We start from the raw sequence: 17,651 nt of genomic DNA on the forward strand, positions 1-17,651 counted from the left end.
TATTTAGTCTTATTTTATATTGCATGTTTTGCGATATTGGCTATAAATCAGCCCTGCAGCCGAATAAATAGTAGAACTATTTAATTAACAACAATAAAGGTAGCTCAGTCATGCGGCAATCCCGATTCCTGCTTACCGGCCTTGGCCTCTCCCTGGCGGTGGCCAGCCTGGGCGCTCAGGCGGCTGGCTTGTCCAGCGAACACAAACCCTTCGGCAAAACCAATGACGGCACCGCCGTCGAGCAGTATGTATTGCGTAACAGCCATGGCGTACAAGCCACGGTCATCACCTATGGCGCGGTCTTGCAGTCGCTGAAAGTACCCGACAAACACGGCCAGTTCGCCGACGTGGTGCTGGGCTTCGATGACGTCCAGGGCTACCAGGCCGGTACTGCGTTCTTCGGCGCGACCATCGGCCGTTTTGGCAACCGCCTGGACAAGGGCAGCTTTGAACTGGACGGCAAACGCTATCAAGTGCCCCTCAACGACGGGCCGAACTCGCTGCACGGCGGCCCGCAAGGTTTCGACAAGCATGTGTGGAAAGCCCAGCCGGTCAAGCAGGACGATTCGGTGGGCGTGACCCTGAGCTACCTGTCCAAGGACGGCGAGATGGGTTTTCCCGGCAACCTGAAAGTCGATGTCACCTATAGCCTCAACGACAAGAACGAACTGCACATCGACTACAAGGCCACCACCGACAAACCCACAGTGCTCAACCTCACCAACCACAGTTACTTCAACCTCGCCGGCGCCGGCAGCGGTGATGTGCTCAAGCAGGTCGCCACCCTGCATGCCAGCCATTACACCCCGGTCAACAGCACCCTGATTCCCACCGGCGAACTGGCCCCGGTCGCCGGCACGCCGATGGACTTTCTCAAGCCCACTGCCATCGGCCAGCACATCAAGGACGATCATCCCCAGCTGAAATTCGCCGAACCGAAACAAGGCGGCTTTGACTTCAACTGGGTGCTGGATGCCAAGGGTGATATCGGCAAACTGGCCGCCGACGTTCGTGACCCGCAGTCCGGTCGCCGCTTGCAGCTGTATACCAGCGAGCCTGGCGTGCAGTTCTATACCGGCAACTTCCTCGACGGGACGATCAAGGGCAAGGGTGGCACGCCTTACGCCCACTGGAGTGCGTTCACCCTGGAAACCCAGCATTTTCCCGACGGCCCCAACCAGCCGAGCTTCCCCTCTACCCGTCTCGATCCTGGCCAGACCTACACGCAGAATACCGTGCTGAAATTCTCTGCTGACTAAACCTGTGGGAGCTGTCGAGCTTTGGCGAGGCTGCGATGACGTCGGCACTATCAATATCCAAGGTGCCTGACCCACCGCTATCACAGCCTCGCTGAAGCTCGACAGCTCCCACAGTACCGGCGTTAGCAGGGCTGCCGGGAAACGTCAGCGGCCATCAGTTCCACAAACCGATCTTTTGCAGCTCCTGCTTGAAGTTCTCGCGGGTGATCAGCGTCACCTCATCCATCGCCGTGTACTTCGGCGGCTCCTTACCCGTAGTGACCCACTCGAACATCATGCTCGCGGTGTTGTAGCCCTCGATATGCGGGCTGGGCAGCATCGAGCCGAAGAAGCCGCTGGTGGCTTTCTTCAATTCGCCAATGGCATCGGTGCCGTTGATGCCGATGCCGATGACATTCGCCGCCGCAAACCCGGCGCTTTCGGTGGCGCGCACGCCGCCAAGCACGGTGTTGTCATTCATGCCGCCGATGATCAGGTTTTTCGCGCCGCCGGGAAGCTTGACCAGCGCCGAGTTGGTGGCGTCCATGCTGCCGGGGACGTCGAGGGTCTTGAGGGCTGCGTACAGGATGTGGTCATCCGGAATACCCGCAGCCTTCAGGGATTTGACCGAGCCATCAGTGCGCTTTTTGCCGGTATCGAGTTCGTTGTAGGTGTTGATCACCGCATAGGTGTCCTTCCAGTCCCAGCCACGTTTTTTCGCTTCAGTGGCCATGGCACTGCCCTGCTTCTCGCCCACTTCAAACGCGGCCATGCCCAGGTAAGGCACGTCTTCCATGAAGTTGCCCTTGGCGTCCACAAAACGGTCATCCACGGCGATCACTTTCAAGCCGTTGGCTTTGGCCTTGGCCATGATCGCCGGGCCGAGGGACACGTCCGGCGGGCAAATCACAAAACCCTTGGCACCATTAGCGGCCAGGCTGTCGATGGCCGAGAGGGTTTTTTCGCCGTCGGGCACGGCGATCTTGATCACCTCGAAGCCCTTGTCCTTGCCGGCCTTTTCGGCGAAGGCCCATTCGGTCTGGAACCAGGGCTCTTCCGCCTGCTTGACCAGAAAGCCGATCTTCACCGGCTCGGCCGCCAGCAACAGGCTGCTCAGGCCGACGGCGGACACCGCCACAGCGGCGCAGCACAGGGAACGGATACCACGACGACGATTCATAGGGTGACTCCTTGTTGTTGTTTTTGAGTGCGTTAAACAGCCTGTTGGTTATCCTGCAAAGCGGTGGCAGATTTTCCCCGGCACATCGACCTCAATGGCCAGCACCGCACCGTCCAGCGGGTGATCCAGCGGGCTGGCGGCACTGGTGATGTACAAGGTCTTGAGGTCGGGGCCTGCGAACACGCAACTGGTGGGACGGCTGACCGGTAGCTCGATCACCCGGTCGACTGCACCGCCCGGCGTCAGCCGCAGCAGGCAACTGCCGTCCCAGCGGGCGTTCCAGATATAGCCTTCGGCATCCATGGCCGAACCGTCCGGGCCACCCCGGGAGTGAGGCCCGAACCAGACTTGCGCAGGTGCGAGCTGGCCCTGTTCAGTCATCGGGTATCGATAGAGCGTGCCGTCCAGGCTGTCGCCGAAATGCACGTGGGTGGCGGTGTCGTTCCACAGCAAGGTGTTGGGAATCCCCAGGCCTTGCAGCAACGGCGTGACCTGCCCGTCGGTATCGACCCGGAACAGGCCGCCGGAACGTCGCAGCACCGGCAAGTCTTCACCGTGCTCGCCGATGTTGTTCTGCATGGTGCCCAGCCACAGCCGGCCCTGGGCGTCGCAGCGGGCTTCGTTGGCACGGTTGCCCGGTTGCGGATCGGCGACGCAAAGCAAGGTCAGGCGTGGATCGCTCGGCGTCGAATCGAGGTCGAGGCGATACACGCCGCTGCTCAGGGTCACCAGTGCATCGCCGCTGGCGCACGGAATAAACGCCGAGACCGGCTCAGGCAATTGCCAGGTGTGCAATTGCCCGCCCTGCAGGCGCAAGGCCTGCTGGCCGATGATGTCCACCCAATACAAGGCCTGGCCCGGTACATCCCAGAACGGCCCTTCGCCCAGCCGAGCCCGGTGCGGTGTGACTGCGGTCCACGACATGAAACCTCCTGCTTTCTTGTTGTTTTCAGGTGGTACCGGTTACAGCGCGTCGCGCGACGGCTGCCCATCTACCAGACGCTGAATGCGCAACGGGTTGGCATTCTTCAGCGCGTCGGGGAGCAGGCTATCAGGGTAATTCTGAAAGCACACAGGTCGCAGGAAACGCTCGATCGCCAGGGTGCCCACGGAAGTGCCACGGGCATCCGAAGTTGCCGGATACGGCCCGCCGTGGACCATCGCGTCACACACCTCGACGCCCGTGGGGTAGCCGTTGAGCAGGATGCGGCCAACCTTTTGCTCCAGCAGCGGCGTCAACTCGCCGAACTGGGTGAAATCCGCCGGCTCGCCGATGATCGTCGCGGTCAATTGGCCGTGCAGGCCGTGCAACGCCGCAGCGAGTTGGGCCTGGTCGGCGACTTCCACGAACACCGTGGTGGGGCCGAACACTTCCTCCTGCAGCACTTCATCGCCGTTGATCAGCAGGCTGGCGTCCGCTTTGAATAGCTGTGGCTGCGCCTGATTGCCGGTTTGCGTCTGGCCCGCCAGGTGCTCGATGCGAGGATGGGCCAGCAGCGTGTGCAGGCCTTTGCCGTAGCTGTTCAAGGTGCCGGCATTGAGCATGGTTTGCGCGGGCTGGCCGCCGATCAGTTGGGCGACCTGTTGGGTGAAGCCTGTGAACGCTGGCGAGGCAATCCCGATCACCAGGCCCGGGTTCGTGCAGAACTGGCCGCACCCCTGCACCACCGAGGCGACCAGGTCGCGGGCGATGGTGTCTGCCCGGGTTTGCAGGGCCTGGGGCAAGACGATCACCGGGTTGATGCTGGACATCTCGGCGAACACCGGGATCGGTTGCGGGCGTGCCGCCGCCATATCGCACAACGCCCGGCCGCCCTTGAGCGAGCCGGTGAAACCCACGGCCTGGATCGCTGGGTGCTTGACCAGCGCTTCCCCCACACCGCCGCCGAAGATCATGTTGAACACGCCGCCGGGCATACCTGTGCGCTCGGCCGCCCGCATGATCGCATCGGCGACCCGCTCGGCGGTGGCCATGTGGCCGCTGTGGGCCTTGAACACCACCGGGCAACCGGCCGCCAGCGCGGCGGCGGTGTCGCCACCGGCAGTGGAAAAGGCCAGGGGGAAATTGCTCGCCCCAAACACCGCGACCGGCCCCAGGCCGATGCGGTATTGGCGCAGATCCGGGCGCGGCAAGGGCTGACGATCCGGCAGCGCCAGGTCGATCCGCGCGCCGTAGAAATCACCGCGCCGCAGTACCTTGGCGAACAACCGCATCTGGCCGCTGGTACGACCGCGCTCACCCTGGATACGCCCGGCGGGCAACGCCGTTTCGCGGCAGACCAGGGCGACAAAGTCATCGCCCAGGGCGTCCAGTTCATCGGCTATCGCCTCCAGGAACGACGCACGATGCTGCGCGCTCAGGCTGCGATAAGCCGGGTAAGCCTGAGCGGCGGCGTTGGCCGCGGCGTCGACCTCCTGCGCGGTGGCCTGGTAGAAATCAAAGGGCAATGCCTCGCCACTGGTGGCGTCGATGCTCTGCAGGGTGATGCTGCCGGCAGCGCTGCGCTGGCCGCCGATGTAGTTCTGACCACAAATCCGGGTCATGCCTGTCTCCTTCAAAGGGTGCCTATGCCGCCAGGTGCCACGCCGCTGTTGGCCACGGCAATGCCGTTGATCAATGGCGCGCCGAATTCGGCCTGGCTGATTTCGAACACATCGCCTGGCTGGGTACGAATGCCGTCGGCAAACGACAAGGTGGCGGTGCCGAAGAAATGGATATGCACGTCACCTGGGCGCAGGAACTGGGTGTATTTGAAATGGTGGTATTCAAGGTTTTCGAGGCTGTGACACATGTTGGCTTCGCCACTGAGGAATTCGTGCTGCCACAACACCTCGCCATTGCGCACGATACGGCTGGTGCCCGCCAGGTGCCGGGGCAGTTCACCCAGGCGCAACTCGGGACCATAGCTGCAACTGCGCAGCTTGGAGTGGGCCAGGTACAGGTAATTCTTGCGCTCCATCACGTGGTCGGAAAACTCGTTGCCCACCGCGTATCCCAGGCGATACGGCTTGCCGTCGTGACCAATCACATACAGCCCGGCGATTTCCGGCTCTTCGCCGGCGTCTTCGGCAAACGCTGGCCACGGGAATGGCTGGCCCGGACGCACCACGATGCTGCCGTCGCCCTTGTAGAACCATTCCGGCTGCACACCGGCCTGGCCAGCAGCCGGTTTGCCGCCCTCCACGCCCCATTTGAAGATGCGCATGCTGTCGGTCATCGCGCTTTCGTCACTGGCGTTCTGGTGCATCTTGTCCCGCGCCGACGCGCTGCCCAGGTGGGTCAGGCCGGTACCGCTGACCAGCGTGTGGGCCGGGTCCGGGTGATCCAGCGGTGGCAAGATCTTCTGCGCGGCCAGCAGTCTGGCGTAGTCGTGGCTCTCGGCCAGGCCGAGGTGATCTATGTGCTGTTGCAAGGTGACGCCAGCCTCGATGGCGGCGAGTGCCAGGTCGCGTACCGTGCGGGCGGCCCGCACCTCGCGTACCTGATCGCCGTCGACCACGCCCACTCGGCGTTCGCCGTTGTTCAATTCAAACTGCACTAACCCCATGAGTGTTCTCCTGATTGCCAATTAAGTACGCGTGGCGCCACGGGCGCTGGCGGCGAACTGGTCGGGCGGCAGCACGTGCCTGCGCTCCAGCAACCGATAGACCACCCCGGTCAACACCACCCCGAACAGCATCACGCACGCCAGGAAGTACAGGCCCGACGCAAGGTTGCCGGTGTACTCCTTGAGGGCGCCGATCACGAACGGCCCGATGTAGCCGCCGAGGTTGCCCACCGAGTTGATCAAGGCGATGCCCGCCGCTGCACTCGCGCCGGCAAAGAAACGTCCCGGCAAGGTCCAGAACACCGCCGTGCAAGAAAACAGCGCAAACGCCACCAGGCACAGCGCTGCCAGTTGCCACAGCGGCACTGTCAGCCAGGCGCTGAGGAACAGGCCGATGGCGCCCAACACGTAGAGCACGGCAAGATGACCGTAGCGATCATTCAGGCGATCGGAACTGCGCGGGACGATCAGCAAACCGATGATCCCGAAGATGTAGGGCACTGCCGACACAAACCCGGTGGTCAGGTCGCTGCCGCCAAACTGCTTGATCAAGGTCGGCAGCCAGAGGCCCAGCCCATAAATGCTCAAGGTCACCGGCAAGTAGAACAGCGCCAGCAGCAGCACGCGTTTGTCCTTCAGCGCATGCAGCGGGTTGCCGTGCCGGGTCTGGCCGTAGGCTTGCAGGTCTTTGGCCAGCTCGCCGGTGAGCCAGGCCTTCTCCGCCTGGTCCATCCATTTCACCTGTTGCGGCCCATCCGGCAGGTAGCGCAGCACCGGCCAGGTCAGCAGGATCGCCGGGGTGCCGATGACGATGAACAACCACTGCCAGCCGTGCAGGCCGAGTATCCCGTCCATGCCGAGCAAGCCGCCCGCCACGGGGCCGGTGATCATCATCGCGATGGGTTGGGACAGGATGAACAGCCCGAGGATCTTGCCGCGGTGCCTCACCGGGAACCACTGGGTGATGTAGTAGAGGACACCCGGGAAGAACCCGGCTTCGGCGGCGCCCAGCAGAAAGCGCATCACATAGAAACTGTGGGGGCCCTGGACGAATGCCATGCCGATGGTAATCGCGCCCCAGGTCACCATGATTCGTGCGAACCAGCGCCGCGCGCCGAAACGGTCGAGCATCAGGTTGCTGGGGATTTCCAGCAGGAAGTAGCCAATAAAGAACAGCCCTGCTCCCAGCCCATACGCCGCATCGCCGATGCCCACATCCGCGCCCATGTGCAATTTGGCGAAGCCCACGGCCGAGCGATCCACGTAGGCAATCAGGTACAGCAAGATCAGGAAGGGAATCAGTTTCAGCGTGATGCGACGTATCAGCCGCTGTTCCTGGCTCATGTGAGCGGTCTCCGATTGTTATTTTTATAGAGCGTTTCGGGTCGCCTCTCGCGGAAAACCGCCAGGGCCAGGCCTCGTTGAATCGGACTATATAGTAATACTATTTAATCAACAACACTTCCAAACACCCGAATTTACGCCTATGTTAAGCCGAGAATGGATCAATATAGTCTTACAATAAGAGAGTCAGCCATGTCCGAGAAAAAGCCCGTCCTGCGCTCCGCCAGTTGGTTTGGTACCGCCGATAAAAACGGCTTCATGTACCGCAGCTGGATGAAAAACCAGGGGATTGCCGATCATCAGTTCCACGGCAAACCGATCATCGGGATCTGCAATACCTGGTCGGAGCTGACGCCCTGCAACGCGCACTTCCGCCAGATTGCCGAGCATGTGAAACGCGGCGTGATCGAAGCCGGTGGCTTTCCGGTGGAATTTCCGGTGTTCTCCAACGGCGAATCGAACCTGCGCCCCACCGCGATGCTCACCCGTAACCTGGCCAGCATGGACGTGGAGGAAGCCATTCGCGGCAACCCCATCGACGGCGTGGTGCTGCTGACCGGCTGTGACAAGACCACCCCGGCGCTGCTGATGGGCGCCGCCAGTTGCGACGTGCCGGCGATCGTCGTCACCGGCGGGCCGATGCTCAACGGCAAGCACAAGGGCCAGGACATCGGCTCGGGCACCGTGGTGTGGCAGCTCAGCGAACAGGTCAAGGCGGGCACCATTACCCTCGACGATTTCCTCGCGGCCGAAGGCGGCATGTCCCGCTCGGCGGGCACCTGCAACACCATGGGCACCGCCTCGACCATGGCCTGCATGGCCGAAGCACTCGGCACTTCCCTGCCCCACAACGCGGCGATTCCCGCGGTGGATGCGCGGCGTTATGTACTGGCGCACATGTCCGGCATGCGTGCGGTGGAGATGGTGCGTGAAGACCTGAAGCTGTCGAAGATCCTGACCAAGGAGGCTTTCGAAAACGCGATTCGTGTGAACGCAGCCATCGGCGGCTCGACCAATGCGGTGATTCACCTGAAAGCCATCGCCGGACGCATCGGCGTCGAGCTCGACCTGGACGACTGGACCCGCATGGGCCGTGGCATGCCGACTATCGTCGACCTGCAGCCGTCCGGGCGCTTCCTGATGGAGGAGTTCTACTACGCTGGCGGCCTGCCGGCGGTGCTGCGACGCCTCGGTGAGGCCAACCTGATCCCGCACCCGAATGCCTTGACCGTCAACGGCAAGTCCCTCGGCGAAAACACACGGGAAGCGCCGATCTACGGCCAGGACGAAGTGATCCGCACCCTCGACAACCCGATCCGCGCCGACGGCGGCATTTGTGTGCTGCGGGGCAACCTCGCACCACTGGGTGCAGTCCTCAAGCCCTCGGCTGCCAGTGCCGAACTGATGCAGCATCGCGGGCGTGCCGTGGTGTTCGAGAACTTCGACATGTACAAGGCACGGATCAACGACCCGGAACTGGACGTGGATGCCAACTCGATCCTGGTGATGAAAAACTGCGGGCCCAAGGGTTATCCGGGCATGGCGGAAGTCGGCAACATGGGCTTGCCGGCCAAACTGCTGGCCCAGGGCGTGACCGACATGGTGCGGATTTCCGATGCGCGCATGAGCGGCACGGCCTACGGCACCGTGGTGTTGCACGTGGCGCCGGAAGCGGCGGCCGGCGGCCCGTTGGCCACGGTCAAGGAAGGCGACTGGATCGAACTCGATTGCGCCAATGGCCGCCTGCACCTGGACATCCCGGACGCCGAACTGGCGGCGCGCATGGCCGACCTTGCGCCGCCCGAGCAGCTGATTGTCGGGGGTTACCGGCAGCTGTACATCGACCACGTATTACAGGCAGACCAGGGCTGCGACTTCGACTTCCTGGTGGGCTGCCGTGGTGCGGAAGTGCCGCGTCATTCCCACTAATTGGGACGGGAGCAATGCTATGATGCCGCGTATTTCGCCAGAGTAGCCTCCCTGTTATGGATCAGCAGCCGACCAAGCCGCGCAAGAGCATGCACGCCCAAATCGTCCAGGACTTGGGCATGCACATCGTTTCCGGGCGCTTCAAGCCGGAAGAACGGTTGCCCATGGAGGCCACCTTGTGCGAGGAGTACAAGGTCAGCCGCTCGGTATTGCGTGAGGCGACTCGGGTGCTGAGCGCCAAGGGCCTGGTGATTTCCAAGCCCAAGGTCGGCGCTGTGGTGCGCCCTCGGGTGCAGTGGCACTTGCTGGACCCGGACGTGCTGACCTGGCTGATGCAGTCGACACCCCACAGCGAGTTTTTCAACACCCTGGCCGGTGTACGTCGGATCCTCGAGCCGGAAATCGCCGCGATGGCCGCGACCACCGCCACCGACGCCGACATCGCCACCATCGAAAAAGCCTACCTCGGCATGGAAACCGCCAATACCCACGAAACGTTGCTGCAGGCCGACCTGGACTTCCACCGGGCGATTGCCGATGCGACCCGCAACGACTTGCTGGCCTACATGTGCAATATGCTGTCGCTGCCACTTCGCGAGTCCATCAACATCACCAATCGTCGCCCCGACATCCAGGGCCTCAGCCTGCCCCGGCACAAAGCGATCCTCACCGCGATCAAGAACCGTGACGCCCTCGGCGCGCGGCATGCCTCCCTGGTGCAACTGGACGATACCCGGGTGGCGCTGGACACCGTGATGAACGTGCTGACGCCGCTGTAGCGCCAGGCAACCCACCGTCAAGTCGAGGCCGCCCTTGGATTACTTCGCTGCGTTAACCGCCTTTGTCGAAGCCGCCGAGGGCAATAACTTCTCCCGTGCCGCCGACCGGCTTGGCATCAAGGCTTCCACGGTTTCACGCTACGTGAAGGACCTTGAACAGGACCTCGGCATCGCCTTGTTCAACCGCTCTACCCGTACGCTGCACCTGACCGAGGGTGGCCAGACATTCCTGACGCACGCACGCCGGGTACTGGATGAACTCGAACAAGCCAAGGCCGCCACCTCCGCACTGAACGAACAACCACGGGGCGTGCTCAAGCTCAACCTGCCGCCCGCCTTTGCCCGCCACCATATCCTTCCCACCTTGAATGCCTTCCTGGCCCGCTACCCGCAGATCAAGCTGGAACTGGTGCTGGACGACAGCCACGTCAACCTGATTCATGCCGGCGCGGACCTGGCGATCCGCATTGGCACCCTGGCGGATTCCACCTTGAAGGCACGCAAGATCTGCGATGAGCGCTACCGGCTGGTGGCCAGCCCGGCGTTTTGCCGGGAGTATCCGGCGCCGGTCAACCCTGCCGACCTGGCTGCCATGCCGGCGATTCTGGGGGCGGCTGACAGTGCATTTGCCAACGGGCGTGAGGTGTCACCGCTGGTGCATAAAGACAGCATCCGGATCAACGACCTGGACGCACAATTGATCGCCGCACAACAGGGCCTGGGATTTGCCTTGCTGCCCGACTGGCTGGTAGCCAAACCCATTGAAACCGGCGAGTTGCTGGTGTGGTTGCCTGAGTGGGATATCCGCATCGCAGGCCGTGAATCGGCGGTGTGGTTCGTGTATCCACCCAAGCGCATCGTGTCTTCCAAAGTGCGGTGCTTCATCGACTTTATCGTCGAGCAGATGGGCGAATCACCGCACTGGAAACGTTTCAACTGAAGCGGATATCCAGCGACCGCAGATAGGTTTGCAGCCCGGCGTCCTGGATCGGAATCAGGAAGGCTTCCGTGTCGGACTCATTGAAGTGGGCATGCCAGTAACCTGGCGGCGTCACGAACGCCAGGCCCGGCGACCAGTCGACCCGCACCGGGTTGCGGATCTGCCCATCGGCGTCCAGTTCGGTGCCCACCAGCGAATAGCAGCCCTTGGGGCAATCAATGATGAAATCCAGCGCAATCGACTGGTGTCGGTGGGGCTTCTGAATCGACCCCGGCGGCAGGATGCCGTACATCGCCCACAGCACATGGGTCACGGTACGGGTCTGCGGGAAGTTGCGATTGCCCAGCAGGATGCTGATACGGCTACGGTCCTGGGCGCGGGGATCATCGGCCGCTTCCCGCAGTTTTGCGTTGGCCAGCTCCGCGGGATACAGCGTCGGCACGAAGCGATCGGCACTGCGGGTCACGCCCAGGTAACGCAACAGCGGCTCATCGTGGACGTAATACAGGCGCGCATCCTCTGATGCGCTGAACCGCGCTTGCTGCAGACCTGGCAGCGCAATGAAGCAGCCTTTGGTCCAGTCGATGCGGTGCGCGCCCTGAACCACACTGCCCTGCCCGGCGATGACATAAAACACCTGTGAGGTGGCGTTGGGGTGCAGTTCCAGCGTATCGCCGGCGTTCAGGCGAATGAAGTTCGCACACAGCCCCGGACCGGTGGCCGGACCTTCGCAACCCAAGGCATCGCTGAGGTCCAGCGGCACTACCCGAGAGGGCCCACTGTCGTACAGCGAGGCCGGGAAGCTGTGATAGGGAATGCGGGTGATCAGGTTGGCGCTGATGGGATTGGCGGCCTTGCTGTATTCAAAGTATTCGGCATCGAGCAGGTGCAGCGGTTGGGTATCGGCCACGTCAGGCTTGAATTCGCTATTCATTATGATCACCTCAATCTACGACTGGATTTCGCATGCCCCGTGGGGCGCTGCGGCGGTGAAAGAACTATAGGCATTCAGCGGCGGTGGATTAATCCCTCATCTTGCACAGCAGTTGTGCGAAATGGGGCAGGCACAAGCCTCTCTTGGTGTACTGATAGTTTGATTCAACCAACTATCAAAGTGCCACTTTATAAATAAGTTAAATATATATACATCAGCGCCCATAAAAAATCCGCCGCAGAGACTGCGGCGGCAAACCAAAGGATGTTGTCGAAGCAGAGCGGCTAAGACAGGGTTAAAACTACAGCAGCGTGCGCATATGCACAGTGAATTTTAATTAATCGAGTTTAATCGGCAGTGCACCTGCGCACGCAACTATTGGCAATTAAACTATCCACGAAACAACAGGCTAGTTAAACAAACACGGTTAATCGTGGACTTTCGTTTTACCTTGCTGCTTCGCCGAAAAGGCCCGGGTTTGCCCCGGGCCTTTTTTTCGGGGACCATATCGGCCTTCTTTCTAATGTCACCCAAGGGAATCCCATGGCCAACCACGACCTCGCCTTCACCCCCGATCTCGACCCGGACTCCATCTCTTCCGACGTCATCGGCTTCAACGGCATCCTCGTCTCCACGCAAATCCCTACCCGCGCCGACGGCAGCCTGGAGCTTGGCGACATCACCCTGCAAAGCGAATGCACCCTGCAAGCCCTCAAGGTGGCCCTGGAACGTGCCGGCAGTTCGATTGACCGGGTCATGCACTTGACCATCTACCTGACCGACATGGCCGACCGCGCCGCGTTCAACGAAGTCTACAAACGCTACTTCGCCAAGCCCTGGCCGGTGCGTGCGGCGGTTGGTGTTGCCGCCCTGGCCGTCGAAGGCATGCGGGTTGAAGTCACTGCGATGGCCGCCAAGGGCTGAGTCAAACGCTCTATATCAACCAACGATTATCAAATGTGGGAGCTGTCGAGCCCCAGCGAGGCTGCGATGGGATCGCCTCGGTGTCACTGATACACCGCGGTGTCTGCATCGCGGGCAAGCCCGGCTCCCACCGTTGAGTGCATTCCAATTTGGGAGCACACCTGGGGCTTGATAGATGTCGATAGCGCATTTCACAGCTACAATGCCCGCCTCCGTGACAAGCCTGACTAAAAAAACTATGTCCTTGCCCAAGCATCACCTGGAATTGCTCAGCCCTGCGCGCGATGTTGCCATCGCCCGCGAGGCCATCCTGCATGGCGCCGACGCCGTGTACATCGGCGGCCCGAGTTTCGGCGCGCGCCATAACGCCTGCAACGACGTGAGCGATATCGCGCAGTTGGTGGAGTTCGCTCGGCGCTACCATGCGCGGGTGTTCACCACCATCAACACGATCCTGCACGACAACGAGCTTGAGCCGGCGCGCAAGCTGATCCACGAGCTTTACGATGCCGGCGTCGACGCGCTGATCGTCCAGGACCTGGGGGTGATGGAGCTGGATATCCCGCCCATCGAACTGCATGCCAGCACCCAGACCGACATCCGCACCCTGGGCCGGGCGAAGTTCCTCGACCAGGCCGGTTTTTCGCAGCTGGTGTTGGCCCGTGAGCTGAACCTGCAGGAAATCCGTGCGATTGCCGATGAAACCGATGCCGCCATCGAGTTCTTCATCCACGGTGCCTTGTGCGTGGCCTTCTCCGGCCAGTGCAACATCTCCCACGCCCAGAATGGCCGCAGCGCCAACCGTGGCGATTGCTCCCAGGCCTGCCGCCTGCCCTACACCCTCAAGGATGACCAGGGCCGTGTGGTTGCCTTTGAAAAGCACCTGTTGTCGATGAAAGACAACAACCAGAGCGCCAACCTGCGCGCCCTGGTGGATGCCGGCGTGCGTTCGTTCAAGATCGAAGGCCGCTACAAGGACATGGGCTATGTGAAGAACATCACCGCCTATTACCGCCAGCGCCTCGACGAGATCCTCGAAGACCGTCCGGACCTGGCTCGCGCTTCCAGCGGCCGCACCGCGCATTTCTTCCTGCCGGACCCGGAAAAGACCTTCCACCGTGGCAGCACCGACTACTTCGTCACCGACCGCAAGGTCGACATTGGCGCCTTCGACACCCCGACCTTTACCGGCCTGCCGGTGGGTGTGGTGGAAAAAGCCGGCAAGCGTGACTTGCAAGTGGTCACCCATGAGCCGCTGTCCAATGGCGACGGTCTCAATGTACTGATCAAGCGTGAAGTGGTGGGTTTCCGCGCTAACATCGCCGAGCCAAAAGGTGAGTTCGAAGAAGACGGCGAGAAGCGCTACCGCTACCGCGTCGAGCCCAACGAGATGCCGGCCGGCCTGCATCAGTTGCGCCCGAATCATCCGCTGAACCGCAACCTGGACCATAACTGGCAACAGGCGCTGCTCAAGACTTCCGCCGAGCGCCGTATCGGTGTGTCGTGGAACGTTCGCCTGCAGGAAGACCGCCTGGAACTGACCGTCACCAGCGAAGAAGGCATCAGCGCCAGCGTTGCGCTGCCCGGCCCGTTTGGCGTGGCCAACAAACCGGAACAGGCACTGGAAACCTTGCGCGACCTGCTGGGCCAACTGGGCACCACCCAGTACCACGCCACCGCGATCGAACTGGATGCGCCGCAGGCGTTCTTCATCCCGAACTCGCAGCTCAAGGCCCTGCGCCGTGAAGTGATCGAGGCGCTGACCGAGGCGCGTATCCAGGCCCATCCACGGGGCGGCCGCAAGGCAGAAACCACGCCGCCGCCGGTGTATCCGGAATCGCACCTGTCGTTCCTGGCCAACGTCTACAACCAGAAGGCCCGCGACTTCTATCACCGTCACGGTGTGCAACTGATCGATGCGGCGTATGAAGCCCACGAAGAAACCGGCGAAGTGCCGGTGATGATCACCAAGCACTGCCTGCGGTTCTCGTTCAACCTGTGCCCCAAACAGGCCAAGGGTGTGACGGGGGTGAAGACCAAGGTTGCGCCGATGCAGTTGATCCACGGCGACGAAGTACTGACGCTGAAGTTCGACTGCAAGCCTTGCGAGATGCACGTGATCGGCAAGATCAAGGGCCACATCCTCGGCCTGCCGCAACCGGGCAGCGTGGTGGGTTATATCAGCCCGGATGACCTGCTCAAGACCATCCCGCGCGGCGCACATTGAGTCGCCGGTGAGCGTCATGCTACGGCGTGACGCTCATCACTGTTTTCGAACGCCACCACCAACCCCGCTGCAATCCCGCCGCCGCGAGCAAAATCGCCGCCACGCCCAGCCATTGCAACCAGCCCAGGCGATGCCCAAAGGCAATCCAGTCGACAAAGATTGCCGCAATCGGGTAGATAAACGACAGCGCCCCGGTGATTGCCGTCGGCAACTTCTGGATCGCGCCATACAGCAGCACGTACATCAAGCCGGTATGCACCACGCCTAAGGTCAGCAATGCCGCCCAAGCATCCATCGATGCAGACAGGCTGTGCCACTGCATCAGCGGTGCCAGCAGCAAGGCGCCTGTGGTCACCTGGATCAACGCCATCAAATGCGGCGGCACCTCCTTCAAGCGCTTGATGATCAGGGCGGCAATCGCGTACAAAAGCGCCGCGCCCAGCGCCAATGCCACGCCCACCAGATAGTCGTCCCCGGTATTTGACTGATCGCCATGGGCAGTGACAATCGCCAGCATTCCCACGAACGCCACGCTCAGCCAGGCGAGCTTCTGCACGGTGATTTTCTCGCCCAGGAACACTGCCGCCAGCATCACCAACATAAACGGCTGCACGTTATACACCGCTGTACTGATGGAAATGGATGCCCTGGCGTAGGACTCGAACAGCAGCAACCAATTGCCCACGATCGCCACGCCGCTGAGCATCGCCAGCCCGAGTTTGGTGTAGTCCAGCAAGTCCAGGCGCAGATAGCCGAGCAGCCAGCACACCACCAGCAACGTCAGCGCGCCGATCACGCAGCGCCAGAACACCACTTCCACCACCGGCACTCCCGACACCAGCACGAACCAGCCGATGGTGCCGGATATGAGCATGGCGGCGACCATTTCCCATGAACCGCGACGTATGGATTTGTCCATGATTGAGCTCCTCAAGTGAGGCTCAATTATGGCAATCTGGCCTGTAGCGACTCCATATTCTAAATAAGGCGAACCTTGAATTTCGCCTATTCTTATTAGGCAAACCTGAGCAATCGCTTTCGGAGCGACCATGATTGACAGCATTGACCAGCAACTGATCGCCGCGCTGATGGACGATTCGCGCCTGTCCCTCAAGGCCTTGGCGGGTATCACCGGCCTGTCCTCCCCCAGCGTCGGCGAGCGGCTGCGGCGCCTGGAAGAGCGTGGCGTGTTGAAGAACTACACCGTGGACATTGACCCCAAGCATTTTGGCTATCTGCTGCAAGCCATCGTGCGCATTCGCCCTTTGCCCGGGAAACTGCAGGAGGTGGAGCGCCAGATCCAGGCGATCCCCGAGTTCACCGAGTGCGACAAGGTGACCGGCGATGACTGCTTCATCGCACGCCTGCATGTGCGCACCATGGACCAACTCGACACACTGCTGGATAAGCTCAACGCTTACGCCGAAACCAACACCGCCATCGTCAAGAAAACCCCGGTAAAACGCCGATTGCCACCACTGAGTGATTCATGATTCTGAGTCACTGATGCAGTGACGGGATCGCTATTCTGTCAATCCAGGGCGGTGTTTATGCTTGATCCACACATTGGAACAACAGGCGTAAACACCATGTATGTCATCACCGGAATCACAGGCAAAGTTGGCGGCGCCCTCGCGCGCTTTCTCCTCAACGATCGTCAACCCGTGCGCGCAGTCATTCGCGATGCCGGCAAAGGCGCCGTATGGGCCGCCCTTGGTTGCGAGGTCGCCATCGCCAATATGGACGACGCTGCGGCCCTCACTGAAGCATTCAAGGGTGCCACCGGCGTGTTCATCCTGCCGCCTTCGGATTTCGACCCGGAGCCGGGTTTTCCCGAGGCGCGCAAAGTGATTGCCGCCGTCGCTCAGGCCATTGAAGCGGCAGCCCCGCAGAAAGTTGTTTGCCTGTCGACCATTGGCGCCCAGGCCGAGCACCTGAATCTGCTGACCCAACGCACCTTGATGGAACAGGCGCTGAGCGCGTTGAACGTGCCGGTGACCTTTTTGCGTCCGGGCTGGTTCATGGAAAACGCCGCCTACGACGTAGCCACCGCCCGCGAACACGGAGTGATCCACAGCTTCCTGCAACCGCTGGATAAGACCGTACCGATGATCGCCACCGCCGACGTCGGCCGCCTCGCTGCGCAATTGTTGCAGCAACACTGGAGCGGGCGTCGGGTAGTTGAGCTGGAAGGCCAATGGGTCAGCCCGAACGACATCGCTCGCACGTTGACCGAAGTGCTTGGTCGTGGTGTGACAGCACAGGTGGTGCCTCGCGATGCGTGGGAGCCGATGTTTCGTGAGCAAGGCGCGCAGAATCCAATGCCGCGCATGCGCATGATTGATGGGTTTAACGAAGGTTGGATCTGCTTTGAGCAGGCGGACGTGGTTAAGGGTGAGACCACATTGCTCAAGGTGCTGCGGGAGTTGGCTGCAAAAACCTGATGCCATGGCCTGCAAGCCAGCTCAGTGATTGGGTACATATCCGTTATTTGGGTAACGGCGGCGTATGGTTTCGCTCTTACAGCGAGTCACTTTGCAAAAGCGGCAAAGTAACCAAAGCGCTCTGCCCCGCCTGTCGGCACCTCGCCTAGGCTCGGTGTTCCCTC

General features: G+C 61.5%; 15 protein-coding genes. 8 read left to right on the forward strand and 7 right to left on the reverse strand.

Features of this window, described 5'->3' with window-relative positions; all coding sequences use genetic code 11:
* The first annotated feature begins 110 nt into the window (after positions 1-110).
* Complete coding sequence (locus tag HX815_RS25045) at positions 111-1,259, forward strand: aldose epimerase family protein (protein ID WP_177029048.1); 1,149 nt, start codon at positions 111-113, stop codon at positions 1,257-1,259.
* Positions 1,260-1,413: 154 nt separating this feature from the next.
* On the opposite strand, the gene HX815_RS25050 is transcribed toward HX815_RS25045, so the two are convergent.
* The 5 genes from HX815_RS25050 to HX815_RS25070 are packed head-to-tail and all read right to left on the reverse strand — an operon-like array spanning position 1,414 to position 7,310.
* Positions 1,414-2,418 carry a substrate-binding domain-containing protein gene (locus tag HX815_RS25050; RefSeq protein WP_177029049.1) on the reverse strand — a complete coding sequence of 335 codons (1,005 nt, stop codon included), beginning with the start codon at positions 2,416-2,418 and terminating at the stop codon, positions 1,414-1,416.
* A gap of 48 nt (positions 2,419-2,466) precedes the next feature.
* On the reverse strand, positions 2,467-3,342 hold the full coding sequence (locus HX815_RS25055; RefSeq protein WP_177029050.1) for an SMP-30/gluconolactonase/LRE family protein: 876 nt from the start codon (positions 3,340-3,342) through the stop codon (positions 2,467-2,469).
* A gap of 39 nt (positions 3,343-3,381) precedes the next feature.
* Entirely contained in the window at positions 3,382-4,962 is a 1,581-nt protein-coding gene (locus HX815_RS25060; RefSeq protein ID WP_177029051.1) for an aldehyde dehydrogenase (NADP(+)), read from the reverse strand.
* An 11-nt stretch (positions 4,963-4,973) separates the two neighbouring features.
* Positions 4,974-5,966: an AraD1 family protein gene (araD1, locus tag HX815_RS25065; protein ID WP_134326635.1), complete on the reverse strand. Its 993-nt coding sequence runs from the start codon at positions 5,964-5,966 to the stop codon at positions 4,974-4,976.
* A 21-nt stretch (positions 5,967-5,987) separates the two neighbouring features.
* Positions 5,988-7,310 carry an MFS transporter gene (locus HX815_RS25070; protein WP_087693837.1) on the reverse strand — a complete coding sequence of 441 codons (1,323 nt, stop codon included), beginning with the start codon at positions 7,308-7,310 and terminating at the stop codon, positions 5,988-5,990.
* Positions 7,311-7,502: 192 nt separating this feature from the next.
* Here HX815_RS25070 and HX815_RS25075 point away from each other — a divergent pair, with 192 nt between their 5' ends.
* From HX815_RS25075 to HX815_RS25085, 3 genes are read left to right on the forward strand one after another with little or no spacing between them, the layout of a single operon-like run.
* Complete coding sequence (locus HX815_RS25075; RefSeq protein WP_008433338.1) at positions 7,503-9,239, forward strand: IlvD/Edd family dehydratase; 1,737 nt, start codon at positions 7,503-7,505, stop codon at positions 9,237-9,239.
* 56 nt (positions 9,240-9,295) lie between these two features.
* On the forward strand, positions 9,296-10,018 hold the full coding sequence (locus HX815_RS25080; RefSeq protein WP_003217775.1) for a FadR/GntR family transcriptional regulator: 723 nt from the start codon (positions 9,296-9,298) through the stop codon (positions 10,016-10,018).
* 34 nt (positions 10,019-10,052) lie between these two features.
* Entirely contained in the window at positions 10,053-10,958 is a 906-nt protein-coding gene (locus tag HX815_RS25085) for a LysR family transcriptional regulator (RefSeq protein WP_177029052.1), read from the forward strand.
* Here HX815_RS25085 and HX815_RS25090 read toward each other — a convergent pair.
* Positions 10,951-11,892, reverse strand: coding sequence for a cupin (locus HX815_RS25090; protein WP_177029053.1), 942 nt, complete (start codon positions 11,890-11,892; stop codon positions 10,951-10,953). The two genes, HX815_RS25085 and HX815_RS25090, sit on opposite strands and share 8 nt — an antisense overlap.
* 543 nt (positions 11,893-12,435) lie before the next feature.
* On the opposite strand from HX815_RS25090, the gene HX815_RS25095 reads away from it, so the two are divergent.
* Complete coding sequence (locus tag HX815_RS25095) at positions 12,436-12,816, forward strand: RidA family protein (RefSeq protein WP_003217799.1); 381 nt, start codon at positions 12,436-12,438, stop codon at positions 12,814-12,816.
* Between the two features lie 238 nt (positions 12,817-13,054).
* Positions 13,055-15,043 carry a U32 family peptidase gene (locus tag HX815_RS25100; protein ID WP_102604312.1) on the forward strand — a complete coding sequence of 663 codons (1,989 nt, stop codon included), beginning with the start codon at positions 13,055-13,057 and terminating at the stop codon, positions 15,041-15,043.
* Positions 15,044-15,062: 19 nt separating this feature from the next.
* On the opposite strand, the gene HX815_RS25105 is transcribed toward HX815_RS25100, so the two are convergent.
* The gene (locus HX815_RS25105) at positions 15,063-15,962 is read right to left on the reverse strand and encodes a DMT family transporter (protein ID WP_008433324.1); all 900 of its coding nucleotides are present in this window, start codon (positions 15,960-15,962) and stop codon (positions 15,063-15,065) included.
* 130 nt (positions 15,963-16,092) lie between these two features.
* Here HX815_RS25105 and HX815_RS25110 point away from each other — a divergent pair, with 130 nt between their 5' ends.
* Both HX815_RS25110 and HX815_RS25115 read left to right on the forward strand, forming a co-directional pair.
* Complete coding sequence (locus HX815_RS25110) at positions 16,093-16,536, forward strand: Lrp/AsnC family transcriptional regulator (protein ID WP_003217805.1); 444 nt, start codon at positions 16,093-16,095, stop codon at positions 16,534-16,536.
* A 96-nt stretch (positions 16,537-16,632) separates the two neighbouring features.
* Complete coding sequence (locus tag HX815_RS25115) at positions 16,633-17,487, forward strand: NmrA family NAD(P)-binding protein (RefSeq protein ID WP_177029054.1); 855 nt, start codon at positions 16,633-16,635, stop codon at positions 17,485-17,487.
* Positions 17,488-17,651: the final 164 nt, after the last annotated feature.

This window comes from Pseudomonas sp. E6002, assembly GCF_013385565.1.
Lineage (GTDB): Bacteria > Pseudomonadota > Gammaproteobacteria > Pseudomonadales > Pseudomonadaceae > Aquipseudomonas.